General features: G+C 40.6%; 24 protein-coding genes. 10 read left to right on the top strand and 14 right to left on the bottom strand.

Translation table 11 applies throughout. The features are described from left to right. Positions 1-243 precede the first annotated feature (243 nt). Together IT970_RS05715 and IT970_RS05710 are read right to left on the bottom strand one after the other, a co-directional pair. Entirely contained in the window at positions 244-1,581 is a 1,338-nt protein-coding gene (locus IT970_RS05715; protein WP_036969633.1) for an ankyrin repeat domain-containing protein, read from the bottom strand. A gap of 256 nt (positions 1,582-1,837) precedes the next feature. Then, positions 1,838-2,431: an MlaC/ttg2D family ABC transporter substrate-binding protein gene (locus tag IT970_RS05710; protein ID WP_036969635.1), complete on the bottom strand. Its 594-nt coding sequence runs from the start codon at positions 2,429-2,431 to the stop codon at positions 1,838-1,840. 237 nt (positions 2,432-2,668) lie between these two features. Here IT970_RS05710 and IT970_RS05705 point away from each other — a divergent pair, with 237 nt between their 5' ends. Both IT970_RS05705 and IT970_RS05700 read left to right on the top strand, forming a co-directional pair. Next, on the top strand, positions 2,669-3,205 hold the full coding sequence (locus IT970_RS05705) for an acyloxyacyl hydrolase (protein WP_065979777.1): 537 nt from the start codon (positions 2,669-2,671) through the stop codon (positions 3,203-3,205). A 231-nt stretch (positions 3,206-3,436) separates the two neighbouring features. Then, a complete protein-coding gene (locus IT970_RS05700) occupies positions 3,437-3,580 on the top strand; it encodes a DUF2897 family protein (RefSeq protein WP_074988602.1) in 144 nt (47 codons plus the stop codon). 30 nt (positions 3,581-3,610) lie between these two features. On the opposite strand, the gene IT970_RS05695 is transcribed toward IT970_RS05700, so the two are convergent. Both IT970_RS05695 and bamC read right to left on the bottom strand, forming a co-directional pair. Continuing rightward, positions 3,611-4,978, bottom strand: a complete 1,368-nt coding sequence (locus IT970_RS05695; RefSeq protein ID WP_180311468.1) for a YjiH family protein — start codon at positions 4,976-4,978, stop codon at positions 3,611-3,613. Between the two features lie 71 nt (positions 4,979-5,049). Then, positions 5,050-6,111 carry an outer membrane protein assembly factor BamC gene (gene bamC, locus IT970_RS05690; protein WP_065979776.1) on the bottom strand — a complete coding sequence of 354 codons (1,062 nt, stop codon included), beginning with the start codon at positions 6,109-6,111 and terminating at the stop codon, positions 5,050-5,052. Between the two features lie 367 nt (positions 6,112-6,478). Here bamC and IT970_RS05685 point away from each other — a divergent pair, with 367 nt between their 5' ends. Both IT970_RS05685 and bcp read left to right on the top strand, forming a co-directional pair. Then, positions 6,479-7,012 (top strand): glycine cleavage system protein R, encoded by a 534-nt coding sequence (locus IT970_RS05685; protein ID WP_036969643.1) that lies wholly within the window; start codon positions 6,479-6,481, stop codon positions 7,010-7,012. Between the two features lie 10 nt (positions 7,013-7,022). After that, positions 7,023-7,505, top strand: coding sequence for a thioredoxin-dependent thiol peroxidase (gene bcp / locus IT970_RS05680; protein WP_036969646.1), 483 nt, complete (start codon positions 7,023-7,025; stop codon positions 7,503-7,505). A gap of 129 nt (positions 7,506-7,634) precedes the next feature. On the opposite strand, the gene queE is transcribed toward bcp, so the two are convergent. Further along, positions 7,635-8,300, bottom strand: coding sequence for a 7-carboxy-7-deazaguanine synthase QueE (gene queE / locus IT970_RS05675; protein WP_036969649.1), 666 nt, complete (start codon positions 8,298-8,300; stop codon positions 7,635-7,637). Between the two features lie 131 nt (positions 8,301-8,431). Here queE and queC point away from each other — a divergent pair, with 131 nt between their 5' ends. Continuing rightward, positions 8,432-9,103 (top strand): 7-cyano-7-deazaguanine synthase QueC, encoded by a 672-nt coding sequence (gene queC / locus IT970_RS05670; RefSeq protein ID WP_141687275.1) that lies wholly within the window; start codon positions 8,432-8,434, stop codon positions 9,101-9,103. A gap of 29 nt (positions 9,104-9,132) precedes the next feature. Here the strand turns inward: queC and IT970_RS05665 are convergent, their stop codons facing one another. From IT970_RS05665 to IT970_RS05650, 4 genes are all read right to left on the bottom strand, one after another. Continuing rightward, positions 9,133-11,307: an exonuclease domain-containing protein gene (locus IT970_RS05665; protein ID WP_196857669.1), complete on the bottom strand. Its 2,175-nt coding sequence runs from the start codon at positions 11,305-11,307 to the stop codon at positions 9,133-9,135. A 68-nt stretch (positions 11,308-11,375) separates the two neighbouring features. Then, the gene (locus tag IT970_RS05660; RefSeq protein WP_065979772.1) at positions 11,376-11,564 is read right to left on the bottom strand and encodes a DUF3185 family protein; all 189 of its coding nucleotides are present in this window, start codon (positions 11,562-11,564) and stop codon (positions 11,376-11,378) included. A 63-nt stretch (positions 11,565-11,627) separates the two neighbouring features. Next, positions 11,628-13,037, bottom strand: coding sequence for a sensor histidine kinase (locus IT970_RS05655; RefSeq protein ID WP_075594283.1), 1,410 nt, complete (start codon positions 13,035-13,037; stop codon positions 11,628-11,630). Continuing rightward, positions 13,037-13,711 carry a response regulator transcription factor gene (locus tag IT970_RS05650; protein ID WP_036969661.1) on the bottom strand — a complete coding sequence of 225 codons (675 nt, stop codon included), beginning with the start codon at positions 13,709-13,711 and terminating at the stop codon, positions 13,037-13,039. Before IT970_RS05650 ends, IT970_RS05655 begins: the two co-directional genes overlap by 1 nt. A gap of 174 nt (positions 13,712-13,885) precedes the next feature. On the opposite strand from IT970_RS05650, the gene IT970_RS05645 reads away from it, so the two are divergent. From IT970_RS05645 to IT970_RS05635, 3 genes are read left to right on the top strand one after another with little or no spacing between them, the layout of a single operon-like run. After that, positions 13,886-15,829 carry an LTA synthase family protein gene (locus tag IT970_RS05645; protein ID WP_074988605.1) on the top strand — a complete coding sequence of 648 codons (1,944 nt, stop codon included), beginning with the start codon at positions 13,886-13,888 and terminating at the stop codon, positions 15,827-15,829. Positions 15,830-15,844: 15 nt separating this feature from the next. Beyond that, positions 15,845-17,470, top strand: a complete 1,626-nt coding sequence (locus tag IT970_RS05640) for a phosphoethanolamine transferase (RefSeq protein ID WP_231387320.1) — start codon at positions 15,845-15,847, stop codon at positions 17,468-17,470. A 20-nt stretch (positions 17,471-17,490) separates the two neighbouring features. Then, positions 17,491-17,871, top strand: coding sequence for a diacylglycerol kinase (locus tag IT970_RS05635; RefSeq protein WP_065979768.1), 381 nt, complete (start codon positions 17,491-17,493; stop codon positions 17,869-17,871). Here IT970_RS05635 and IT970_RS05630 read toward each other — a convergent pair. The 5 genes from IT970_RS05630 to IT970_RS05610 form a co-directional block, all read right to left on the bottom strand. After that, positions 17,868-18,101: a hypothetical protein gene (locus IT970_RS05630; protein ID WP_075594280.1), complete on the bottom strand. Its 234-nt coding sequence runs from the start codon at positions 18,099-18,101 to the stop codon at positions 17,868-17,870. The genes IT970_RS05635 and IT970_RS05630 overlap by 4 nt on opposite strands. 49 nt (positions 18,102-18,150) lie before the next feature. Further along, positions 18,151-18,903, bottom strand: a complete 753-nt coding sequence (locus tag IT970_RS05625; protein ID WP_196857668.1) for a hypothetical protein — start codon at positions 18,901-18,903, stop codon at positions 18,151-18,153. A gap of 62 nt (positions 18,904-18,965) precedes the next feature. Continuing rightward, positions 18,966-19,397, bottom strand: coding sequence for a hypothetical protein (locus IT970_RS05620; protein WP_196857667.1), 432 nt, complete (start codon positions 19,395-19,397; stop codon positions 18,966-18,968). Between the two features lie 27 nt (positions 19,398-19,424). Then, the gene (locus IT970_RS05615) at positions 19,425-20,483 is read right to left on the bottom strand and encodes a glycoside hydrolase family 10 protein (protein ID WP_196857666.1); all 1,059 of its coding nucleotides are present in this window, start codon (positions 20,481-20,483) and stop codon (positions 19,425-19,427) included. A gap of 77 nt (positions 20,484-20,560) precedes the next feature. Next, entirely contained in the window at positions 20,561-23,200 is a 2,640-nt protein-coding gene (locus IT970_RS05610; RefSeq protein WP_036969673.1) for a TonB-dependent receptor, read from the bottom strand. Positions 23,201-24,204: 1,004 nt separating this feature from the next. Here IT970_RS05610 and IT970_RS05605 point away from each other — a divergent pair. Continuing rightward, complete coding sequence (locus IT970_RS05605; RefSeq protein ID WP_075594278.1) at positions 24,205-24,405, top strand: hypothetical protein; 201 nt, start codon at positions 24,205-24,207, stop codon at positions 24,403-24,405. 272 nt (positions 24,406-24,677) lie between these two features. Next, positions 24,678-26,057: an alpha-amylase family glycosyl hydrolase gene (locus tag IT970_RS05600; protein ID WP_118844147.1), complete on the top strand. Its 1,380-nt coding sequence runs from the start codon at positions 24,678-24,680 to the stop codon at positions 26,055-26,057. Positions 26,058-26,095: the final 38 nt, after the last annotated feature.

The following is a 26,095-nucleotide window of genomic DNA, read 5'->3' as shown; positions in this document are numbered from 1 at the left end:
ATAAAATCGGAAACTCCACACTTCTGTACTTATCCCAATTCAATTCGGTTAATTAAATGAGCAGTGTTGAGGCTAAATCGTCGCTGATAACAAGGCAAAAAATCGTTGTTTAGTTGTTCTCGGCAATGGCTCCTGCATTGCTCTACCTCCTGCATCCATGCAGTCGTAAATCAGCAATTTTTAACGCAAATAGCGACAGGTTAAACCCTCAAAATGATTAAGTATTATTACGAATTAATGGTATTAAACAAGCTCTGAAAGTGTCGCTAATGCCACAATGCTTGCCAAACCAACTTGTGCGACCAAACTAAACAACGAAAACATACGCAGTAGAAAGAGTCCCCAAGGGTGGCGTAAATGTGGGTAAAGCGCGCAACGCTTTAAGCTCGTTGCAAAGAAAAAGCACATGATGGCAAGCAAGGTAAAGCTCAGCGTTAATTCACTTTTTATAGCAATGCTATCATCAAAAAAGAAGAACAACTGCACAGGGAAAAGCAAAGTGACGATGGCATGCAGCAAATGCACTTTTTTCACACGTTCGAACTGCCCTTCTGGTGAAAGCTCTTTAATACCAAAATCGCGCTCTAGGCATTTTACCAAGTTATCTGCTTTTATACTGACGGCTAAGCGATAACAACTTAAACCTTCGTTATTACGGACACGAAAATCAAACCCCGATTTTAACAAAAACACTAACAAAGGTTCACTTTGGGCAAACACGGCATAATGTAATGCGGTATTACCTTTGTTATCTTGTCGCGTTTTATCTTGATGTTCGAGTATCGTTTCAACAACATTTACGTAGCCTTTTTCTATCGCCCACATAAACGCAGTTTTACCGTTTTCGTCAGCAAGTGTGCCTGTTGCCCCTTGCTCAATAAAGCGCTTTGCCATTGTTTGCTTTGCACTTTCATGACTTAAATGCGCTAACAGCGCTTGCTCAAGTAACGCGACAGAATCAACGTCTGGCGAGACCAACTTCAATAACGTAAAGTAGTCTTCCCCTTGCGCGACTTTATCTGCTGCAAGGCTGGTTAAATGCTCCAGGTCAGCAACCGTTTCAGGGATAAAGCCACTAAGACGGTCTCTAAAATCCACTTCAGTCCACAGCTCAAGCACGTCTTGTGCAGACATTTTTGCACCTTGATTCAGCACATGCTCAATCACCGTAAAATAACGACGATTGAATAGCTGGTGAATAAGTGTAATCGGTGTTTTAACCGCTGATTGCGCAAATGCACTGGCGTATTTTTCAAGACGCTGGCAGAGCATAAGTACAAGGCTTTCTGGGGTGTAATCGTTGTCTAGAAAATGCGTTTTCATTGCATTTATATAGTGCTGCGCAGATTCATCAAACTCAGAAATATGCTGAAAGTAGCACTCTTCAAAAGGCTCAAGCGGTGTTAACCAAGTAAGGTAATAAATAGGTGGCAGAACCGTCGTGCACACACCGTCATCTTCATTTGTTGAACGACATGCAGGCCAAGCTTCTAAAGCATCTAAAATATAAGCCCCGTTTTGCTCAGCTAATCCTTTGATCAGTAACGGGTATTCCTTCGGCCAAATCAGTACATTTTCCATTAAAAAAACACAACTCCGCTGCACATTATTCGAGGTCTTATTAAGCACTCAGTTATAACAAAATATAACTGACACTGAGCTTAATATTGCGACCAAAAAACGAGTATCTTGACAGATACTTAGGTTAATAAGAAAAGTAGCTTGATTCTACCACAGAGGGTACGAGGTGCTAGCGCAAAGTAGGTGATTTTTAAAGAAAATAGAAAAGCAGTGGCACACACACGGAACACACTGCTTGGTTGGAGACTATATAAACTTATTTACTGGCTAATTCGTGTGTTACTTGGTCGATGCCTACTTGGCTAATGCGTTGCAATACTTCTTTTTGCTTTGCACTTAAGAGCGAAATACCTTCAGCAACGATATCGTAAACTTTCCATTGCTTGTCTTTGCCTTGACGCAACTTAAAGTGTAAATCAATGGCTGGGGCATTATCGTCAACAATTTGCGTTTTCACTGTTGCATAATCACCATCGACCAACTGAGATTGATCGAAAATAACTTTTTGGCCGGTGTACTTCATAAGCGCACCCGCATAAGTCACCGTTAAATAATGCTCAACAGCAGCAATAAACTCAACAGCCTGTTCGCGGCGTAAACCTTTAATATGCTTACCTAGCAGTTTGTAAGATACAAATTTAATATCCATGTGTGGCAGTAAACGTTGCTCTACAATACTGCTCATTGCTTCAGGGCTTGCATCACCTTTGGCATTCACATTGGCGATATCAACAAATAAATCAGCTGTTACTGATTCTAATAACTGCTTTGGCGAACTCACATTACTGGCGCTTACACTGGCCGTAAAGAGTGTTGCAATTAGCAAGAATGAATTAACTAATCTGGTCATTGTGTGTGCTTCTGGATCAAAAAATTTTCGCTAATATACCGATTACTACCCCAAAGAAAAAGAACCAATACGACACCTTTTTAATGCCAAAATGACACCAATCAGTTTTTATTAGCATTTTCATATAATTACTTCTAAAACCACGAGCCTGCACAGCGTCTGTGTATTTTCGCACATTGAAAACGGCTCCCCCCTGCCCTTATCTACATTCTCACAGTCACAAAGAGAAGTACCGATATGAAAAAAATGCATCAATTAAAAACCCTCATACTTTGCGCAACGGCTTTGGTCGCAGGCCCGCTTTATGCAGCTTCAAATCATGGTTATGCAATTGATTATATTCAAGGTGAAGGCGACGTGAAAGGCATTAAATTAGCCTACCAATATCATATCCCGAGCGAGAAATTACCACTCAAGTACGGCCGTTTATACTTCGAATCGAGTTTTAACATTTGGCAATACGGTAAAGAAAACAATCATCAAACTAACGTAGTGTTAGCAATGTCACCCGTGATTCAATACCCCGTGTTCAATGTTAAAGGTATACCGGTGTCAGTTGAGTTTGGTATAGGCGTCTCAATTTTAGATGACACCCACTTTGCAGGAAAAAATGTTAGCACTCACTACCAGTTTGAAGACAGGTTAGGCTTGGTTGCTGATTTAGGTGATAACCGTTCGTTAGCATTACGCTATTTACATTACTCTAATGCGGGATTCAAAAGCCCAAACCCTGGACTTGATTTTATTTCTCTTTCTTATGCAAAACGCTTTTAATACCATTGTGCTTAATTAAGTGGTCTATTTTGAGGTAATAAAACCGCGTTGATAACAAGGCAAAAATTTAGTTATTTAGTTGTTCTCGGCAATTGCTCCTGCATCCATGCAGTCGTAAATCAGACATTTTTAACGCAGGTAGCGACTGGTTTGAACACTCAAAATGATTAAGTATTTTTGCGGATTGATATAAGTGCTACTATCTAGGTTGATGAATTAGCTGAGTGTACTATGGAAACCTGGCAAAAAATTGCAATCGTCGTGGCCGTGTTTGGGGTTGTCATTGGCAACCTTGCTTTATTAAAACATGCAGCAAAAATGGACTTTAAAAAGCCCGAAAAAAAAGACGAAAATGATCAAAAAAGCCCTGATTGATCAGGGCTTTTTGATTATGCGCTAACGAGTTTACACTAACCAATGCGCCATCAATACAATGACCGGCAGCGTCACCAATGTTCTTAAAATAAAAATTAAAAACAATTCAACGATATTCACCGGGATTTTGCTGCCTAATAACAATGCCCCTACTTCTGACATGTAAATTAACTGCGTGACACTCATAGCAGCAATAATGAAACGGGTGACATCGCTCTCAATGTTTCCCGCCGCTAATATTGACGGTATAAACATATCGGCAAAACCCACCATAATAGTTTGCGCCGCTGCTTCTGCTTCAGGGACCTGCAGTAATTCTAAAAATGGCACAAATGGTTTGCCCATGTATTCAAAAATGGCAGTGTATTCAGCGATAATCAGGGCAAATGTACCCACAGCCATCACTACGGGTAATACAGCAAAAACCATGTCAAATGCGTTGTGTAAGCCTTCTTTAAGCGTGCCTACAACGCCTGGAGCTGTGCGTGCTTTAGCTAAAGCAACATCGAGAGAATGCGTAACAAGAGTTTTCCCTTCTGGCACCGACTCTGCATGCTTGTCGGGTTCTGTGCCGTCAACATACAAATCTTTCTTAAAACGTAAAGGCGGTAAACGCGGAACAATTAAAGCGGCAACAAAACCCGCTAAACACACGGTCAAATAGAATGGAGCAAACAAGTGTTCTAATTTTACTTGGCCAATAACAACCAAACAAAAAGTAATTGATACCGCAGAAAATGTGGTACCAATAATCGCAGCTTCACGTTGTGTATAATGCTTGTCTTCATATTGGCGTGCGGTCATTAAAATACCGACACTACCATCACCAAGCCACGACGCTACGCAGTTAACTGCGCTTCGTCCTGGTACACCAAATAAAGGGCGCATCACCTTTGTCAGTAACGTACCAACAAGCTCCAACAAACCAAAGTTGAGTAATAATGGCAGCAGTAAACCCGCTAAAATAAACACCGAAAAAAGTACCGGCAGGAGGTCGTTTAAAACTAATGCCCCTGTATCACCCGAAATAATCATTTCGGGACCTTGCTTCGTGTACGTTAATATAATAAATACCATACCGAGCAAACGCACAGTCAACCACAGCCAACTTACATCAAACAAATGTTTAATAATAAATATTTTTAACAGCGCTCTTGGCTTAAAAAACTTTATTATTAACGACATAACACCTGTGATACACACAATTGTGGTAATTAACCCCAATGCAAATGGCGCAATCCACTCCTGCACAGCTTTTGCCATAACAGCAATTGGAATTGTCATTGCTTCACCTATGGGTACCGGCGTCATAAACAAGAAGACACCTATAAGTGAAGGAACGAAAAAGGTAAACAAAGTTCGCAAGTTACTGCGGTTTGCAGCGTTTAAGTTAGACATATTTTCAACCTGTAAAAACCACAAAAAGAGCGGCTAGGCTCTTTTTGTGGTGGTTTTAACTTTTTTAATTATTAAATATTGATGCCGCGTTGGCGCAGCGCATTTTCTAATGCTTGTTGTAGGTCATTCATTGTACCCGGCTCAAGTGTATTGCCTTCTGAGTCCATCCAAGTCAGGCTTGTGCCACCTTCATTGGTACGACTAACAAGAATTTGGTATTGGCCATCTTCAATAGGCAGTTCTGCAAGCTCTTCACCCCAAATAGAATCCCACACGCTTGACTCTGGCTTTTTGTAATCAGCCGTGATCAAACCGCGCTCTTGATCAATTTCAACAATGGTGAAAGATAAACGCTCTAAGAAACCAGAAAAACGATCAAACACAACAAAGTAATCTTGCTCAGTAACTAATGCGGCGTTACCTTTGTTATCAAAGCCCATTTCAAGCGAAATAATGCCTTGTTGTTTACGCATTTCAACCTCAAGTTGACGATAACGATAGTCAAACTCAGCGATTACTTGGTTTAAAGCACGCACTTCTAATTGTTGTTGTAGAAGCGGTGTTAATTCTTGTGAGTCACTTTTATAATCAACCAGTTTTGCATTTAAAGATGCTGTACGTTGATGCGATTTCTCTTCAATTGTAAAAAGAAAACGCTGCTGTGACACTTCCGTTTCGCTTTCCCAAAACCAGCTATCTTCAGGCTTGATGATTGTGTACCAATCAGTTTCTATGCTGCCTAATAACTTATCTTCTTTAACGGCACGGGTATTACTCTCATTCAGTACCGCGTGAACGGAATCCCAAATAAATTCATCTAAATCAACGATACCGTCATTTTTATCAAAATAAACACGTGCGTCTTTATCGCCTTCTTCAACCCAGCTACCTTGTGCAATGGTGATCACTTGCGCCGGTGGACGATAATTTCTCGCTTCAGGATTATTGTCGTACTGAGCCACTTCCATTTTATAAGTCGGATCTTGAGCTGGTTGCGCAAGTCCTTCAGGCGCTTTAACCGGTTCGTTAGCACGATAATTACGTTTATGGTGTGCTTCATCGGTAAATACACCGCACCCAGTTAAACTTACCAATACGCTTACAGCAAGCGCCTTTGAGATCCAATACTGCACAGATATTTCTCCTTAGCAAACCCTTAATTTTTTTAACAAATATATGAGTGGGTAATGCCGATTTGGTTCACTGTAAAATCACTTTTAACTTTACATTTTTTATTTTATGCAAAAAACCCGAATGGTTTGGGTTAGCGTAACGTATGTGTTTGCTTATCACCTTGCAAAATTTTAACTATGGTACTTTCTGATGCCCCTAAAAACAAGAAAGAGCGCACTTTATTCACGGCTTAATTAATCGTCGCTATCGTTAACTGAGTAAATTATGTTAAACTTTGCCGCCGTGCGTTATTAAACTCACGTGAAATCAAGGCTTATTCTGGCTTATATCTATTGGTATTATTAATTACTAGGTACTTAAAATTCCATGACTGTTTTTACAAATCATCAGATAGTGCTCACTGCGATTGGCGAAGATAGACCCGGTATCGTTAGCGAATTGACTCAGTTAGTGAGTGATTGCCATTGCAATATAATTGACAGTCGCATTGCTATTTTGGGCAACGAATTTACCTTTATCATGTTATTGGCTGGCGATATGTCAGCAATTAGCCGCATTGAGCATACATTGCCTACAAAAGGCATGGAGCTTGGCTTATTAACCATGATGAAACGCACAGCAAGTCATGTTGCGTGTGAATTTTGTGCTGGTTACACCCTCGAATACACAGGTATTGACACACCGGGAACACTAAGCAAAGTAACGCGCTTTTTTGCTGACAATCATATCAGTATTTGTTCTCTTAAATCAGATACCTATGAAGAGAATGACGAACTTAAAATGCGCTGCGAACTAGAGTTTAATATCCCTGTAGAAGTCGATATTGATCACTTTAAAGTGAGCTTTGAAGATCTTTCTCGTAGTTTGAACGTAGACTATATATTCAGACGCATTCGCTAAGGAGCAAAGCATGAAGAAAATTAATCCACTACAAGCTGGCGACACAGCCCCTGCTTTTAGTTTACAAAACCAAAACGACGAAACCGTTGTTTTAGCTGATCTTTTAAAAGAGCAGCAAGTACTGGTTTATTTTTACCCTAAAGCATCAACTCCTGGTTGTACAGTGCAAGCTGAAAACCTTCGTGATGAAAAAGCAGAGCTTGCTAAGTTCAATACGCACGTTGTTGGTATTAGCCCTGATCCAATCAAACGACTAAAGAATTTTGAAACAAAGAAAGAGCTTAACTTTGATCTGTTAGCCGATGAAGATCACGCCATTGCCGATGCATTCGGTATTTGGGGTTACAAAAAGTTTATGGGTAAAGAGTACGAGGGTATTCACCGCATCAGCTTTTTAGTTGGCCAAGATGGTAAAATCAAGCACGTGTTTGATAAGTTTAAAACCAAAGATCATCATCAGGTTGTGCTTGATTATTTAGCGCAGAATAAATAGTTACGAGTTACGAGTTACGAGTTACGAGTTACGAGTTACGAGTTACGAGTTACGAGTTACGAGAACATAGTAAAAAAGCGTTGCCATGGTGCAACGCTTTTTTTGTTTCTGTACACAAAAATTATCTGTTTAACTAATTCCCAAATACTTATGCACTTGCACTGATAAACGCCAGTTCTTTGCAATACAGGTTTCAATGGCCAGTTTAGTCGCTGATGTTTTTTGGCTGATGGGTTGAAGGTAAACTAAACGCGGATTCACGCCTGTTTTTAAGAACAAATCTTCAAGCTCTTCGACATGCTTTTGCATAGCCACTGGGTGTTTAATTTCATCGGCGCGTTGCATTGCACTGCGCAGTACTTTGTAACCGCCGCGCATATTAATTTTTGGTGAAACCGTCACCCACGTTTGCTCAGGGACTAAAATCTCGAATGTGCCGCTGGTTTCTATTTGCGTAGAATAACCGTTTGCATGTAATAGCTCACACACTGGGTTTAAGTCATACATGCAAGGTTCACCACCGGTGATCACCACATGCTTTGCGTTGTAACCGCGTTCTTTAAATAGCGCTAATATTTGCTCTGCAGAGGCTTCGGCCCAATGATCAGAGTCCGCTTTTTTTTCGACCGTGTCATCAAGCGACACCCTATACACATTATCAACGTCCCATGTTTGTTTTGTATCACACCAAGCACAGCCCACAGGGCAGCCTTGCAAACGTAAAAAGATTGAAGGTGTACCCGTAAAACTTGCTTCACCTTGAATTGTTTCAAACACTTCGTTAATTTTGTACAAAAGACATCTCACTTACGACGCGACGGACAGTAAAAATTGGCCGCCTAAAAACCAAAATCGCGGGCAAAAATTGTTATTTAGGCCCGAGCCGTGTAGTATATCGCGCCCTGAAGTAAACCTCTATCAAAAGTATGAGCAAAACAGTTATGACGCAAAAAGTAGTTGTTATTTATTCCGGCGGTATGGACTCATTTACCGTATTAAATAAAGCCCTGCAGCAAGGCCACGAAGTGTATGCCCTGTCGTTCGACTACGGCCAGCGTCATGTTAAAGAGCTTAAAGTGGCGGCACAGGTATGTGAAAAGCTTGGTGTTCCTCATAAAATCGTTGATATTTCTGCGATTAATCAACTGATTGGCGGCTCGTCGTTAACCGACGATATAGACGTGCCAGAAGGTCATTACGAAGAAGAGAGCATGAAAAGCACGATCGTGCCAAACCGTAACATGATTTTATTATCACTGGCTGTTGGCTACGCAGTGTCGCTAAAAGCCAGCAAAGTGTATTACGGTGCTCATTCAGGTGACCATGCAATTTACCCAGATTGTCGTCCAGAGTTCGTTAAAAAAATGGATGATGTATGCCGTATTGCAAACTACGACGCCGTTGAAATTTTCAGCCCTTATTTAAACAATACGAAAATCGATATTTTGACAGATGGTTTAAAAATGGGCCTTGATTACAGCCAAACATGGACCTGCTACAACGGCCGCGACAAAGCCTGTGGTAAATGTGGTGCATGCCAAGAGCGTTTAGAAGCCTTCGCACTTAATAACGTAACAGACCCTATTGAGTACGAATAACCGCAAACGCAAAATGATAAAAGGCGAGTTTAACTCGCCTTTTTTGATTGTGTTTGCTGAATAAGTTTTAACAACTGGGCTGTGGCGGTAGCATCAGCCAGTGCACGGTGATGATTCGTTAAATTCAGTTCAAAATGCGCAGCTAAATTACCAAGCGAGTATGAGGGAAGTTTCGGAAATGCTTTTCGCGACTCAACCACCGTACACAATTTAGGCATTTTAAAGGTCTGGGCGATTGCGGCGTATTCTTTTCGAATAAAACTGTAATCAAAATTCACATTATGAGCCACAAATACCGACCCTTTTAAGAGCCCTCTGAGCGTATCGGCTATATCAGCAAAACAAGGGGCATCGCGCACCATGGCGGCATTAATGCCAGTCAACTTGGTGATAAATGGCGGTATACTTCGCTCTGGATTAATTAAACTTGCCCACTGCTTAATCACTTCGCCGGCTTGTAGCTGCACCACGGCAATTTCGGTTATTTTATTATTACCTTGCACCCCACCCGTGGTTTCAATGTCAACCACACTGTATATACGGTTAGGATCATTAAACCAATTTACCGCAACAATGTTCACGGTAAAGCCATGCTGTTTTAATATATCAATACTCACCAGCTGATTGCGTCTGAGTTTATCACCAGGCGCTTTCACTTCTTCAAAGCACAAGCCAGTGTCTTTCAGTACCATCAAGTCTGGGTAGCCATCTTTGAGTTGTTTAAAAGTTTTTGTCATTTGCAATAAATGCGCTTTTAAACTCTCAAGTTCACTGTGCTGAATAAGCACTTTTAAAGGCTCAAGAATATCACTGTGCCATTGAAACAACCCCGTTGGCGTATCGTAAAACTGCGCTGCACTTTTGCAAACCTGCTTATAAATACAATCATTATGGGTGAACGTTGCCAGTTTTTGCTCAATATCTGCCTGCTGCGAAGCGTAAAAACAATCGGCTAATAAAACATGCGGGTAAATATCAAATTCATTGCACGGTGGGTACGGTGTATCCACAAACAGTTCTTGCCAAAACGTCAGCGCGAATAAACTCAACCACAGATTATTTTCAGTAAAAAATACCGTATATCCCTGCTGTTGGTAATACTCACAGACTCCTTGCTCAACATCGCCACGATAAATATCGTCAATCTCTAACTGACACTCAGTATCACTGAGCATTTGTGTTAACCGAGAGCGCTGCTGCTTGTTGTATTTTCGTTGTAAGAAATCTTCAGCAAAATACAAAATGCCGTCGTCGATGGGGTCGTTAATAATTGCTTCTAACGTTTGCTGTACCCATTCAGTATCACCTTGTTTATAACGTACACGAATAGCCAGCTCTTGTGCCTCACTGCTACCAGTGCAATTATCTAAAAGTGTGCATGCATAAGCCAAATCGGCCTCTTTAAATTGCTTAAATAAGCGAATAAGCAGTTTATTTTTAATACTGTGCGCTAAATCGTCAGTACAGTTTATCTGTAACAGTTCATTGGCTAAATGACGATATTGTTCAGGCATCTCGCATGCCTTAAACTGCATGCGGCATTGATTTAATTGGTAATGAGTCTGTGCTTCTTCAAGAGTATTAAAACGTGACCGCGTTTCACCAACATCATTACGCACCTTCGCTATCCCTAAATCACGCATAACAAAGCGGTTTTGATGGTTTATATCACCTGCACTTAAGCGACCGCTGTATAAAAATTCAAAGTACTCGTAATATTCTGCTCGGCTATTAACAACAAACTCTCCACATAACTGCTCAAGCGCATTCGCCTCTCGGTCAATATGTTGTTTACACAGTGCCAGTAAAACCCCTTTACTAGCCGACTTTTTAAACGTAACAGGGGTTTTAAAAAGTACGTCATCGGCAAGCAATGCAACAAGCTCAGGTTTCGTTAAATGAGCAAGTACCAAATCAAGATCATCAACCGTAGGGTGAGCCACCAGCGCAAACTGCTTAAGTTTAAAAATAGCGCCGTGTAGGTTTGGGATTTCTTCGTAATTAAGCGATGAAAGCGCGACAAGTCTTGGTTTTCGCGAATAGATACGTAACAAAGTACACAAGCTTTGTTCGTCGAGCTGGGTTAACTTAACGATAAATTGCTGTTGTTCAGGAGTTAGCAACGTTTTGCATTGCGCCTGAATAAACTCAGCTAATTCAAAAAAGTGATTTAAATAATATTTTAGCGGTAATTGTTTTTGCATAGCTAACACCACAACTGTATATAAATACAGTATCAGGTATTAGCTTGCTTATTTCAACATGTGGTTGCTTATTTTACTTTATAAATTCCCACAATGGCGCAGATTGCCCCACCCACCATACCAAGCCATGCTTCGATTGGTGTGTCGCCACTAAACGTACGACTTACTTGAGCACTGGCCGAGTCATAAACGTTATAACCCCATACAGCAAGTGCAACACCAATCACGATAAGTGCGATACCAATAATTTTACCCATAGTTATTATTCCTTATTGTTGTTCACTTTCAGTGTTGCACATAAATACACACGCTGCAAAATTTCACTTTAATTTCAAACTAAAGGTAATAATTTCATCATTTAACTCAACGTTAAGTTCGGCGTTTATCGATGTGCTTAACGCTTTGGCAATCGATAATCCAAGACCAAAATTATCGCTGGATGTTCTGGCACTGTCTTTTTGCCACAGTGGATCAAATAACTGGCTAATATCTTCATCGGTTAAGGGTATTTTTAATTCATTAGAAACAGATAATTGCAACTTACCCTCTTTATTAAGGAGCGTACTTACAGTCACTACACTCTTTTCTGGGCTGTATTGTTTAGCGTTATTCACAAGATTGATGATGATTGATTCAAGTGCAAATAGGTTACTAACAATAGCTGGGATATCTTCTTGAAGTGCAAATTCAACTCGCTCTAGAACGCACCTTTCTAAGGTACGCATTATGACCTGATTTAAATCGCAAGCATCTTGTTTTGGTAAGGCTTCATTACTGTATTTATGCAGTAGCAATAGGTTCGACACAATGCTTTTTAACCGTTGGCTAATTTTCAGTACCTCGGGTTTAAAATCGGCTTCAAATTCTTTTTCATCAGGAAAACGAATGGCCACTTCGGCCATGTTGATTAGCTCAGCAATGGGGGTTTTTAGTTCGTGAGCGATGTCTGACGTTAAACGTTTTTCGCGAAAGTACAGCTGCCTATTTTCTTTAATAAAGGCATTCAAGCTATTTACAATCGGCTGCAGCTCTTTAACTGGTTCTTCAACGACAATTATTGCATTTTTATCTGCGATACTAAGCCGACTAATATCACGATTGAGTTTATTCAGTGGCGCTAAAGAACTGTCGACCGATTTACGTACAAAGAGCCGAATAAAAACAATGACTGTCACTGTGGTTACAATAAAAATAACGTCAATTAACCACAAAATAAAATCAACTTCTTCAGAAGACGCGGCATAGGCCAAAGTAAGCGTGCTGTGATGTGGTCTACTCACTCCATTATAAAAATTCCTATGTGAGTGCGAGTCAAGTTGCGGCTGAAAACGAGTATAAATGATTCGTCCGTCACGACCATCCGGTAGCTGGGTGGTCATTATTTTCGCTTCACCCAATTTTAACTCTTCAAACTTAAGGTTCTTCAAAGCAAATAAATTAAGGCTTTGTGAGCGTGTAAACACTCCCTCCTCAGTCCAAATCTGAAAATACTCAGGCTCAAACTGCCCATCAAACTCTGGCATAAATTCACTCGAGAAATTAAAAGCCACCCCTTCTTCATCTTCATGTACCAAAGTCATCAGCATGCCAGCTTTTGAGTGTAAGCCACGGTTAAACTCATTATCAATCCAATTATCGACTGCAATATCTGTGGCTAATAAAATACCTAAAACAAGCCCAGTTATCGCTATGGATAGAGTAAAAACTAATTTACTGCGAATTGATTTCATCACCTTCCTTGAATTATGTAACCAAAACCACGCTTGGTTTGAATAGGTAACTCACCACCTGCCGCTCTGACCTTTTTACGTGCTGATGATAAATGCGCCTCAATAGAGTTTTTCGAAACTAAGTCATATTGCCCTGCAATATAAGTACTTAACTTTTCTGATGTAATCACTTTATTTTGATTACTAAATAAGCACTCAACAATTTTGTATTCGTTGGGCGTAAGGTCGATTACAGTGTCACCGACTTGCAACAGTTTTAATTGTAAGTTCAAAGCCAAGTTATCGATGCGGATCACATCACTGATTGTTTTCAAGCCACCGCGACGCATCAAGTTTAATAACCTTGCATGAAGCTCATCAAACGAAAATGGTTTTGTTAGGTAGTCATCGGCCCCAGTCAGCAGCCCTTTCACTTTGTCTTCAGGTTCTTGCTTGGCAGATAAAATGAGCACACGCACATCGAGCTGCTTTGCTCTTATGGTTTGTAATAACGTAATACCATCAATACTGGGTAACATAATGTCGAGTACTATTAATTCGTACTCTCCTGTCATTGCCATACTAAGTCCTTCAGCGCCATCGCCAGTTTCATCAATGGTAAAACCTAAGTTTTCAAGGCCAACTCGTAGACTACGTCTTAATGACACTGAATCTTCAATAATTAACAATTTCATATGTTACTCAAATAAGTAAAAACTCTTCTACCTCATCAGGTTACAGCACCAAACTTAAGATTCACTTAAGATTTACTGAAGTTTTTCTGGTTTAGAAAATATTAAGATTACCATAAGGATTTCTTAAGTTTTGCTTCCTACTATTGCCGTAGTTTCGATTAAGAAAGTACGACTATGACAGCAAAACTCTCCGTTTTAAAACCTTTGTTTCGTTTTACCTTATTATTAATGACAGTTTTTATGCTGTCGAGAATTGGCTTACTGTTATGGCAGCAGCAACGGCTTGTTGATGGTGATAGCATAGCTGTGCTAATTGGTGGCCTGAGAATCGATTTGAGTAGCCTAGGTTACCTATCAGCTTTAGCCGTTTTGATGTTACTTGCTAACGTGTTTTTGCGCAGTAAAACCGCTTTATTTCAACATGCTTTTACTCTTTATAGCAGCCTAGTCGTAACTGTAATCGTGGTTGTTGAGGCTTCGACACCCGCATTTATTAACCAATACGATGTGCGACCAAATCGCTTGTTTGTCGAATACCTAGATTACCCTCAAGAAGTATTCTCTATGCTGTTAAATGGCCATCAGCTGGCTATGATAAGCACCTTAATTATTGCAACACTAAGTTGTGTGTTTGCGTATCGCTTTATAAATGCAGCATTTAGTAAACAACAAAACACTAAAAAGGCTAGCCAAGTGGTAATACTCGTTACCACCTTAATAATTTGTTTAATTAGCGCAAGAGGTACTGTAAGTCATCGCCCTCTAAATCCGGCATTAGTGTATTTTTCGGGTGACTCGCTGGTTAATTCACTGGTGCTCAACTCACCCTACAGTGTAGCGTTTGCGTTAAAAAATATGGGTAATGAAAAGAATGCCAGTAGTCTATATGGCACCATGCCACGCAGTGACATTATCGACACCGTTAAAAAAGCATCATATCGCTCACAGTTCACCATTGAGGCAATCCCAACGCTTGCTGCTAACACAGCGTTTAACCATAAAAGTAAAAAGAACTTAGTGATCATTTTAGAAGAGAGCTTAGGTGCTCGTTTTGTCGGGGAGTTAGGTGGCATTGGTGTTACACCACACCTTGATAAGCTGTATAAAGAAGGTTGGGGATTTAACAATTTATATGCAACGGGTACACGTTCTGTCCGAGGAATTGAAGCTGTAACAACCGGTTTTATCCCCTCACCTTCTCGCTCAGTAGTAAAGCTATCAAAGTCACAGCATAACTTCTTTTCACTTGCCGATGTACTGGCACGCACAGGTTATACCACCCAATTTATTTATGGCGGAGAAAGTCACTTCGATAACATGAAAAGCTTTTTCTTAGGCAATGGCTTTAGCGATATTGTAGATATTAATGACATACAAAGCCCAGAGTTTATCTCATCTTGGGGAGTAAGCGACGAAGACTTATTCAATCAAGCTGATAAAGAGCTAAACGAGCTAAATAAAGCGGGCAAACCTTTTTTCAGCCTTGTGTTTACTTCAAGTAATCACGATCCCTTTGATATTCCAGAAGGTAAGGTAACGCTGCCTGAAGGCCACGACCCTCAAAACTACAAACGCGATCTCGCAATTAAATACGCTGACTACGCGCTAGGTAAATTCATCACAAAAGCCAAAACACAAGATTACTGGCAAGACACGGTATTTTTAGTGGTTGCTGATCATGATGTGCGCGTGTTTGGCTCAGAGCCTGTGCCGCTTAAATCTTTCCATATTCCTGCGGTCATTTTAAACAGTGATATGAAAGCAAAGCGTGATACTCGCTTAGTAAGCCAAATGGATTTACCGGTAACCTTGTTATCGTTATTAGGTGTTGAACAAGCGACCCCAATGATCGGCTACGACTTAACAAAACAATACCCCGTAGAGCGCGCCATGATGCAGTACTACGACAACTTTGCTTACGTAGAAAATGGTGAAGCCGTGATCCTGATGCCAAACCAAAAAGTGAGCTATTGGCGCTATGACCCTGCTAGTAAAACCCAAGTTGCCATCGATAACGCAGATAGCAGCGTTGAGCTTGCCAAAAAAGCCTTAGCTCACGTCTTATTTAGCAATTTAGCTTATACCGAACAGTTGTATCGCTTACCAAATAAACCGTAGCGATGAGGAATGATTATGAGCATGCAAATTAAACAACTCCTTACTAAAAAATGGCACGTTAGCTACAGCCAATTTGTCTGGCTGGTGTCGTTTTACTTGGTTATAGCATTTAATGGCCTGTTTTTATTTAACATGCTTGAAGCTGCCAGCAAACCTGAACATATCAATTGGTTATTTATAGCAAGCGTACCTTTTTTCTTATTAGCACTGACGGCAATGGTATTGAGTTGGTTATCGTTAATCACCTTTGTAAAACCCGTGCTTTTAACAAGCATCGTAGTTTCGTCGCTGTTGTTTTATGCAACCTTAAATTACGGTGTTATCTTTGATAAAAGCATGTTGCAAAATGTCTTAGAAACAAATTCAGGTGAGGCATTTTCATACCTAAATGTACAAGTCATCGCTTTTATTGGTGTGCTTGGGGTGCTCCCAGCCTATTTGTTTTCTCGCTTTAAAATTGTCGGAAACTTTCGTGTTCGCCTAAAAAGCTTTGCGTTTCTCAACGTCACAGCGTTTATTGCTGTAGCCGTTATTGCTGTGCCATTTTATAAAGATTATGCCTCTGTAGGGCGTAATAACCGCCAGCTAACAAGTTACATAACTCCTTTTGCATTTTACACCGCAAGTTATAAGTACTTGCGCGATAATTATTTTTACCCGCCTTTACCATTTAAAGTATTAGATAAAACACCGCATTTATTGGCTAAGCAGCAAAGCTCGCTCACCATTATGGTGGTTGGCGAAACAGCCAGAGCAGCCAATTTCTCACTGCAAGGTTATGGCAAGCAAACGAATCCATATACACCAAAACTCGGTGTGAAATACTTCAGCCATGTCAGCTCATGTGGCACCGCAACAGCGATTTCTGTGCCTTGTATGTTCTCGCGTTTAGATAGAAATGAATACGATTCCCGACTTGCGCAGAGCCAAGAAAATGTGCTTGATCTTATCCAGCGAAGTGGTGTTGAAGTCACTTGGATTGACAATAACAGCAGCTGTAAAGGCGTTTGTGTTCGCGTTAAGTCTAAGACTATCGAACCAAATAAAATAAATACACAGTGTGATGGCCATTACTGTTTTGATGAAGTACTCGTTGAAGAGTTAGCTGCAACACTTGCCAAGAGTCATGCGACGCACCAACTAGTCGTGCTACACATGATTGGCTCGCATGGGCCAACCTACTATCGCCGCTATCCAGAAAAAGAGACTAAATTTTTGCCTGACTGCCCACGTAGCGATATCCAAAATTGTAGCAGCGAGCAACTCACAAACACCTATGACAATACCATTGCTTATACCGACTTAGTGCTGAGTAAACTAATCAACTTGCTTAGAGACAGTAAGGCGGATGATAAATCACTGTTATATGTCTCTGATCATGGTGAGTCGTTAGGTGAAAAAGGTTTGTATTTGCACGGTTTTCCCTATGCATTAGCGCCTAAAGAGCAAACCCAAGTGCCTATGCTGTTTTGGAGTAATAAACTAGCCGATAGCCGCTTTAACCAATGTATTGAGCAACAGCGTAACCATGTTTTTTCGCACGATAACATATTTGACACCCTACTTGGCTTAACTCATGTCGGAAGTATTAAATATAACCCTGAGCAAGACATTTTCTATGCTTGCTCAAAACAAAGCTAACGAAATAGAGATTTCATACGATGCAATTTGATAGCACTAACAAACCTATAGGCATTAAACGTATTCGCCTAGCATTTAAAAATTCCCAACGTGCATTCACGTGGTTAGCAAAGCATGAGTCTGCTTTTAAACAAGAGCTGATACTTTTAGTCCTTGCCATAGCCGTGGTTTTTGTCTGGCAAATTACCCTGTATGAGAAAATCATGCTGCTTGTCTCTGTGTTATTTGTGATGTTTGCTGAAGTGGTCAATACGGCAATTGAAGCTGCAATAGACCGCATAGGCCTTGAAATTCATCCGTTATCAGGCCTAGCCAAAGACTTGGGGTCAGCAGCTGTGCTTATTGCTCTTACGATTTGTGCGCTGGTATGGGGCGGTGTATTTGTTAGCAACCTAGGTTAATTCGCTTTTTTATCATCTGGGGTGTCATTACACAAGGCACAATGTCGCCCTTTTGATGAGTGATATAAACGGGTTGCGATAAAAATTGCCGTTGCAATAAATGACCAAAGTAACGCAAAACTTAATGCACTTTGTGTGTCGTGACCTTTAAGGATTTCTACCATAAATAATAAAATAGCCACCAGCGTGAAAACTCTAATGGCTCTTAAAATCCAAAATTTTGTACTCATAACTTACTCCTTTAAAAGAGTAAGCGTAGTGCAAAATAAGCAAAAACACCTAAAAATCCAAAGCAGGCTCAGACAAAACCTGTGCACCATTTTTAAATACTTCTAATTGCCCCGCTGGTGATTGCTCAGTACCTAGCACAATAACATGACACACATAGCGGTAGCCGTTATTCATAAACGTATAAAAATGGTTACCGCCACTGCCATCAAAGCTTAACGTGCCCCCTGTTATCACAATGCGTGGTTCATCCGCCATTGTTTGCGTGATGTCCCATGCTGCATAGCGGTATTGGTTTTCTGCCAATTCATCAATACGTATTAAATGCTTTTTTGTCTTCCAAGTTAGTATCGGCTGTGTAAATTCGCGAAGACTTTCATGCAGGCGTTGTTTTTGCTTTGCAATAAGCGCTTCACGCCGTGTTTTTTCTGCTTCTGATTCATAGGGAACAGCCCAAATTGAACCATCAAAATCAAGCCACAATTTACCCGAGTCAAACATAATGCCTCGCCAGCCCATCATTTGCCAATCGTGGCGAATATTGGAGGTCGTGATTTTTTCAACGAACGCTTTATCAAAAACCTCATCAAAGCGCGCTATCAGCATGTGCTTGTTTTTAATAGCTTTTAAGGGGGCTTTACGCTTTAGCGGATAATGAACACGCTCTGCGATGGTGTCTTTATCACCCGCTTTAAATGCCGCAACCACTGGCTTAACAAGATTTATATGTTGAGTTGCGGCCATATTTTTTGTCGAAAAAATACATCCCAGCAGCAATACTGCAAATACCTTAATTGCGTTCACTCTGATGCCTACTTTATTGATTTTCATAAGCGTAACAGATAAAGGGATACTGCGTACAGGCTCTACTTAAAGGCGATTTCTGTGGCAGGGCTTTGATTTCCTAGCCTATCCACCGCAATCACTTTTACAGCATTGAGCGACTGCCCCTCTTTTGTTTTATTGACCTTAAGCCAATTAACATCAGGCGTGTAAATTTGATAGTGCCAATCATCACCATATTGCGTGTACACTAAGCTGTGTGCGACGTGTTCGGGGGTTGTATGTTGCCAGCGTAACACTATAGATTCAGCCTGTTGTTGATACTCAAGTTTAAACGGTGATAGAGCGGGCATGTCTATCCAAGGCGTTTCAGGAATTAAAGCTTGATGCTGAAATACGCCATCTGCAATGACGTCACGCATTAATTGGCTCCCATCTAGTGCGGCAACATTCCAAAAAACGGTCCCTGGCGATGCAGTCAAAAATCCACGGTTGATCATTATTTGATTAACCACTTCATTAACACCTGCTTCGTCGAATGATCACAGCGCATTAATACCCGGCCATAAATGACGACCTTGCGTGTTTTGTGACTGCCACCAGCTTAATAAGAGCGGGTAGCTTTGTGCGTATTGGTTTATTGGCCAATAAAGCTGAGGTGAAAAGTAATCTAACCACCCTTCGTTTAGCCATAACTTGGCATCTGCAAAAAGCGTTTCGTACTGATCCATGCCACGAATGGTACTCGGCTGTGTTGGTCTGTATATACCGAATGGGCTGATCCCGACTAACACATGTGGTTTAATTTCTTTCACCGTACTATAAAGACGCTGCACAAATGTGTTCACCGCATTGCGTCGCCAGTCTGGCACACTAAGCGTCCCACCTGCTTGAATATATGCCTGATATTGCTCAGCATCTGGAAAATCGTCTCCTTCGTTATACGATGGATACGGGTAAAAGTAATCATCATAATGAATGCCATCTAAATCATAGCGCGTTACCAGCTCTGTTAATGTATTTAATGTATGAGTGACCACATCTTTATCTGTCGGCAAAAACCAAAAAGTACCATTTTTTAATTTAACCACCTTATCAGGCTGGGTATTCACGACCGACTGCGACGATAATGGCCCGCCTACATGATGATGTGCTCGATATGGATTGATCCATGCGTGAAGCTTTAAGCCACGTTTATGCGCGTTTTCTATCCAAAATTGTAAGGGATCATAATAAGGCTCTGGGGCTTTTCCCTGCTCTTTCGTTAAATAGTAAGACCACGGCTCATAACTACTTTGATAAAGGGCATCAGCTTGGGGCCTCACCTGAAAAATCACCGTATTAAAATTATGTTGTTGCAGCGTATCCAGTATTCTAATTGCGTGTTCTTTTTGCTCTGCAACAGGTAACCCCGGCTCCAGGGGCCAATTTATATTGGCCACTGTCGCAACCCACGCTGCGCGAAATTCTCGCGCGACGACCTGTTGGTGAATTTTGCCAAGCATCTGCTTTTCAGCACTACTGGGCTCAGAACTGGGCAAAAAGCTACATCCAATCAAACCAGAAAACATCAACAAGATAAGTAAATTTTTAAAATGCATAGCTAACCTATTATTAAAAAGGCACAGCATAAATATGCTGTGCCTTAATTAAATGAGTAAACGTCGAATCAATCTGATTAGAATTTCATTTGTGCGCCCAGTAAGAAACGGCGACCGTAGTCATGAATAGCCAACGGACGATTGTTATCAGGCATACCGGTGCTGTTACCCGACGTCGCTTTTTGCTCTTCGTTTGTGAGGTTAATCGCTTGGAAAATAAGATTAAGGTTTTCTGTCACGTTGTAACTCATGTTCAAATCATATTGACCAAAGCCATCTTTATACTGGTTTAAACCTAAGTAGTTTGTGTAGAAGTACTCAGAGCGATAAGTGTATGAAACACGTGCAGAGAATGCGCTGTTTTCGTAATAAACCGTGGCATTAAACGTATCTTCAGAGTTATTTGGTAATACGGCTTCTTCACCTGCTTCTTTTTGCTCAGCGGTTTGCTCAAGCTCAGCATCAGAATAGGTATAGTTTGTTTGAATACCAAAACCATACGGTAGTTTTTGAGTATAGTTCACTTCGAAGCCCGCATTTTCGCCACCTAAACCATTTTGTGGCTGCGTCACTAAGAAATCACGCACTTCTTCAATACCGGTATCTGGGTCTGTCCATGTCCACTGTTTTTCAACAGTCGCATTGGTAATATACGAGTCGATATCTTTGTAGAAGTAAGCAAATGATAGAATTGACGATTCATTAAAGTACCACTCTGCCGAAAGGTCATATTGAGTCGCACGATATGGTTTTAAATAAGGATTCCCTTCGGTGCCTTTACACCCTGTGGCAGCTGCACAGTAACCACTTTTGCGTGCAGATAAAAAGTCATAATCAGGGCGAGACATCACTTTTGCTGCAGCAAAACGCACAACAACATCATCGGCTAAATCATAATTAATATTTACACTTGGTAAAAAGTCATCGTAACTATTTGTGCTTTCGACATCTTGGATATTTTCAGGTGCAAAGCTGCGACCTGTGTACTCAACTGAACGCGAATCAAGCTCAGTTTTCACCGCTCGAACACCCATGTTACCACGCCATTTATTGTAATCGAACACAGCCTTTACATACCCAGCGGTCACGGTCTCTTCTAAATCAAAGGTGTAATCTAAGTGCTCGTATGGGCCACTAGTCGGCGTGGTTGATGAAATCCAATCGGCGTACTTAGCGTTATCAAACTGCCATAAAATTGCATTTGCCCCCTCGCCCATAAAGTCAGAGGCCGAGTCGCTTGCAAACATACCCAAGTGATAAGTTTCACCATCTGCTGACACTTTAGGGTAATTAGCTTTCATTAAACTAGCTGCTTTTGAGTGCTCTCTGTACTTAACACCCGCTTTGATAGCGGTAAAAAAACCACCATCAAGTAAATATTCAACGTCTAATTGACCATAAATTTCTTTTGAGTCATTAAAAATATCGTTTTTATGGTTATAGTCTAAGCGGTAATCTTGTGGACTTAAGTCCGCTGATAAAGTGACATCGGGTGTACCATTTTCAAGTGTAAATGAGGCATCTGTATTAGCATAATATTCTGAATACACATCGCTGACCTCACCATCCGCTTTGCTGTAACCTAATTGCCCCGTTACGGTGTAATTATCAGCTTTGTAAGTTACTTTTAAATCATGCGCTTGAGTCTTAAATTCGCCCTCGTAACCTGCATTACCGTAATAACCTAAATTATTATGAGCCGGTAAATCACCCGCCACTAACGTACCATCAACAATAACAGGATTTTCTACATTACTGATGTTTTGTAAAATAAAACCACTGGAGTAAGTGCCAAACGACTTGTGCTCCGACGATGAATATAAATTGTTAAATACAAAATCCAGATTATCATTTGCAGCATATTGCAGCGTCACGGTTGCGGTGTCTAAATCACTGTCACTAGCATAACGGTTGTAACCCACAGCACCCGGATAAAACTCAGCATTGCCGTCTTGGTTTGCATCAGTACTACGGTAGCCAAAACGTACTTCTTTACTGTCACGTTGCGTCGCTGTTTCTTTGTGAATAAAACCCACATTGAAGCCAAAGTCTTGTGCTTCATTTTTCCACGAGTATAAACCCGATAAATACGGTTTTGTTTCATCAGCATTTTCAAAATGGAACGCCTTTACTGATAACGCGGCATAATTTGCCTCGCTATCCAACGGCTTACGTGTTTTAACAACAACGGTTCCACCAATTGAGCCTTCGTCAATGTCAGCTTCAGCCGATTTATATACTTCAAGCGTATCAACAAGCTCTGCAGGTAATAACGAATAGTTAAAACCTCGTGATGGGCGCGTAATTGAGGCTGAAGCTGTCGCTGATGCCACGTTTTGCCCGTTCAACAACGTAATATTTAAATGAGGTGCAGTACCACGGATACTTACTCTGTCGCTTTCGCCACCCAAGTCTTTTTCAACCTGAACACCAGGAATACGCTGGAGTGCGTCTGCGACCGTTTGATCTGGAAACTTACCGATGTCTTCTGCAGACACAGCATCAACTACGCTATTTGAAAAGCGCTTCATATTGATACTTTTTTCAACGGAAGCCGCATACCCACGAACTTCTATTTGTTCAATGTCTTCTTTGGTGACTTTCTTTTTATCAGCTTGTTCATCGGCTGCGAAAACCGATGCTGAAGCCCCTAAAACAAGTGATGGAACGAGCGCTTTTTTAATACAAATAGCTAACGCAGAGAATTTTTTATTCATGAAACTGTAACCCTATCGTTTTTTATAAAGTGAGAGATTTTGTGACTACAAACTACATAAATGCTCTTTAGAACAACAAACGGTAACAACTTTATTGTTACATTGCGGCTACAATATTCGTAATAAACTTTAAAATCAAGATATTTTATTCTTTATATTTATTTTTTTAAAAATATAAAATTCTATAAAAGGGACTAAAAGTGTTTAGCTGAATTTTTGCCACATTATTTTTTATCCATTAATCAACGTTATAGAAAACGAGAAAAGGCTATATCGCTTAACACCCCCTGATGAATACGCCTTTATAACGCCTAAAACAGAGAAATTCGCGCTCGGGTTGCTGTTATTGGGTAACCAAAAAGTGCTGATGAGACAGTGGGTATACACACCTCCTAAAAAGAGTATGCTTAACTCATAACTCAGTAAATACAGTACACAGAAAACTGATTGCAAGGGCCGTTGTCACCATAGTACCGCCCCTTTACTTCGGCACTTATCGGCTTTCGCTCTCTGTGCTCGCCGTAATGTATAAATACCTAAACATAAACTTTAACTTTTTGTTCGATTACAAAAAGCGTTTTATCAGCCTTAAAAAATGCCCGATAACATAGTTGCAACCGCCTCTTTTAAAACGCTTGCTAGCTTACTCTGTATGCCATTCACTAAACACATAGCCATTAAATACACAAAACGCATTGAACAAATCTTTTAGTAAAAATCAAGCTAAAACAATGAGATACTAAGCTTGTTAGTTAATTCAATTAAATATGCAGCCTACCTATTACTGTTTTTAGATAAATAACAGCTTATTTTTCAATGCATTATTTTGCGAATATAAAACAGGTTTTTGAACGTTTTTTACCACTGACGCATTAACATTTAGACATAAATTGACGAGATAAAAATGATGAGCCATAGTCATTCAACCCATGCTTTAATCCAAAACAGTAAAACACTCTCAATAAGCAGTGTCATTGCATAAAAAAATAAGGAGGGAGAATGTTATGAGCCGTAAATCAAAATTAATTTACCGTATTATGTTGGCCTCTAAACTTCGTAGCCGTAACAAAGAAATTTCACTGGAAAAACTCAAACAAGATTGCTGCCTGAGCGAGTTTGAATTATTAACCATTATGAAAGAGCTTGAAATCAAACAGCTCGTCAGCTGGGATCCCAATAAATCTGCATTTTTCATCTCTGCTTAATTTCCCTAGATCACATAACGGCTATCAGTGCTTAATATTAGCTAGCCGTTTTATTTATTGATACTACCCGTATTGTTTATTGATAAAAGCACTCCTAAATAAACTTAACCATTCCAGAAAACATCAAAAAATAACTACGAAAACACAGCAAATATATCACTTAATCGATTATGTAAATTAAAAGTGAATACGTATGCACTTTATTGTTGCACCGCGATTTGAAGTATATATTTTAATCACATGCTGTTATTCAACTGTGTTTAAGGAATCACATGAATTCATTTCTGCAAAAAAGTTTACTAATACTCACACTGTGTGTGCTCACTGCCTGTACGCAAACCACGTCAACATCCCATGTTTACGAGCCAAAGCCCTATGTAAAGATCACTCACCCCGACTGGTCAAAAAATGCGGTAATGTATCAACTAAACACCCGTCAATTTACGCCCGAAGGCACCTTTAACGCAGCTAAAAAGCAGTTACCTCGTTTAAAAGAGTTAGGTGTCGACATAATCTGGTTAATGCCCGTACACCCAATTGGCGAAGAAAACCGTAAAGGCACTCTCGGCAGCCCATATTCAGTCAAAGACTACAGAAAAGTAAACCCTGAACTGGGCACCCTTGATGACTTAAAAACCTTTGTAAGTGAAGCGCATAACATGGGCATGTACGTTATTTTAGATTGGGTGGCGAATCACAGTGCATGGGATAACTGGCTGCGCTATGAGCACCCTGATTGGTACGAGCGTGACTACCAAGGACAATTTAGACCAACGCCTTGGTGGGATTGGTCTGACATAATCGACTTCGATTACTCAAAACCTGCGCTGCGTGAATACATGACAGAGTCTATGAAGTTCTGGGTAAAAGAAGTCGGTGTAGATGGCTATCGTTGTGACGTAGCCGGTTTTGTTCCCGTTGATTTTTGGAATAATGTACGTCGCGAACTCGATGAAATAAAACCTGTATTAATGCTAGCAGAATGGGAGTCTCGTGATTTACACGCTGAAGCCTTTGATATGACCTATGCATGGTCGTGGTCAGAACACATGCACAAAATAGTTAATGGCCATGCCGATGTCAGCGCTCTATTTGTTTACTATTCTTGGAACGAAAGCGCATTCCCTGTAGAGGCTTATCGGCTTGTAGGGGTTGCCAATCACGACTCGAATGCATGGGAAGGGACTATGTTTGAAACCTACGGTGACGCACTTGAAGCGGTCATTACATTATCGGTCGTAGGTGAAGGTTTCCCAATGATTTATAACGGACAAGAAGCAGGAAACGATAGACGACTCGCCTTTTTTGAACGCGATCCGATTAAGTGGCAACCCCACCCAATCGGTGATTTATATAAATCACTATTTGCACTCAAACATCGTAACGAAGCGCTGTGGAATGGCCAATTTGGTGGGCGTATGGCACACGTACCAAACACGGCTCCAAAACACGTTCTTAGCTTCGTACGCGCAAAAGGCGATGAAAAAGTCTTTGCAGTATTTAACCTATCCAAAGAACCGCAAACAGTGAACTTTAAAGAACCATTATTTATCGGTGAATATAAAGAGGCGCTATCGGGGAAAACGGTTAACTTTACCAACGACACAACGTTAAGTTTGCCCGCTTGGGGGTTTAAGGTATTCGAAAAATAACGACCTTAGGTACATAACAGCTCTCTTAATTAAGAGGG

The sequence above is a fragment of the Pseudoalteromonas sp. A41-2 genome (genome assembly GCF_015767615.1).
Lineage (GTDB): Bacteria > Pseudomonadota > Gammaproteobacteria > Enterobacterales > Alteromonadaceae > Pseudoalteromonas > Pseudoalteromonas lipolytica.
The sequence above is the reverse complement of the archived record's forward strand: the minus strand, read 5'-3'. Positions and strand labels throughout refer to the sequence as shown.

Coding starts and splice junctions, on each gene's coding strand:
- IT970_RS05645 (WP_074988605.1), top strand. CDS start 13,886: ATGACAGCAAAACTCTCCGTTTTAAAACCTTTGTTTCGTTTTACCTTA.
- IT970_RS05700 (WP_074988602.1), top strand. CDS start 3,437: ATGGAAACCTGGCAAAAAATTGCAATCGTCGTGGCCGTGTTTGGGGTT.
- IT970_RS05665 (WP_196857669.1), bottom strand. CDS start 11,307: ATGCAAAAACAATTACCGCTAAAATATTATTTAAATCACTTTTTTGAA.
- IT970_RS05600 (WP_118844147.1), top strand. CDS start 24,678: ATGAATTCATTTCTGCAAAAAAGTTTACTAATACTCACACTGTGTGTG.
- IT970_RS05610 (WP_036969673.1), bottom strand. CDS start 23,200: ATGAATAAAAAATTCTCTGCGTTAGCTATTTGTATTAAAAAAGCGCTC.
- IT970_RS05635 (WP_065979768.1), top strand. CDS start 17,491: ATGCAATTTGATAGCACTAACAAACCTATAGGCATTAAACGTATTCGC.
- IT970_RS05715 (WP_036969633.1), bottom strand. CDS start 1,581: ATGGAAAATGTACTGATTTGGCCGAAGGAATACCCGTTACTGATCAAA.
- IT970_RS05650 (WP_036969661.1), bottom strand. CDS start 13,711: ATGAAATTGTTAATTATTGAAGATTCAGTGTCATTAAGACGTAGTCTA.
- IT970_RS05615 (WP_196857666.1), bottom strand. CDS start 20,483: ATGCATTTTAAAAATTTACTTATCTTGTTGATGTTTTCTGGTTTGATT.
- IT970_RS05705 (WP_065979777.1), top strand. CDS start 2,669: ATGAAAAAAATGCATCAATTAAAAACCCTCATACTTTGCGCAACGGCT.
- IT970_RS05630 (WP_075594280.1), bottom strand. CDS start 18,101: ATGAGTACAAAATTTTGGATTTTAAGAGCCATTAGAGTTTTCACGCTG.
- bcp (WP_036969646.1), top strand. CDS start 7,023: ATGAAGAAAATTAATCCACTACAAGCTGGCGACACAGCCCCTGCTTTT.
- IT970_RS05605 (WP_075594278.1), top strand. CDS start 24,205: ATGAGCCGTAAATCAAAATTAATTTACCGTATTATGTTGGCCTCTAAA.
- IT970_RS05660 (WP_065979772.1), bottom strand. CDS start 11,564: ATGGGTAAAATTATTGGTATCGCACTTATCGTGATTGGTGTTGCACTT.
- IT970_RS05695 (WP_180311468.1), bottom strand. CDS start 4,978: ATGTCTAACTTAAACGCTGCAAACCGCAGTAACTTGCGAACTTTGTTT.
- IT970_RS05640 (WP_231387320.1), top strand. CDS start 15,845: ATGAGCATGCAAATTAAACAACTCCTTACTAAAAAATGGCACGTTAGC.
- IT970_RS05655 (WP_075594283.1), bottom strand. CDS start 13,037: ATGAAATCAATTCGCAGTAAATTAGTTTTTACTCTATCCATAGCGATA.
- IT970_RS05685 (WP_036969643.1), top strand. CDS start 6,479: ATGACTGTTTTTACAAATCATCAGATAGTGCTCACTGCGATTGGCGAA.
- IT970_RS05710 (WP_036969635.1), bottom strand. CDS start 2,431: ATGACCAGATTAGTTAATTCATTCTTGCTAATTGCAACACTCTTTACG.
- queC (WP_141687275.1), top strand. CDS start 8,432: ATGAGCAAAACAGTTATGACGCAAAAAGTAGTTGTTATTTATTCCGGC.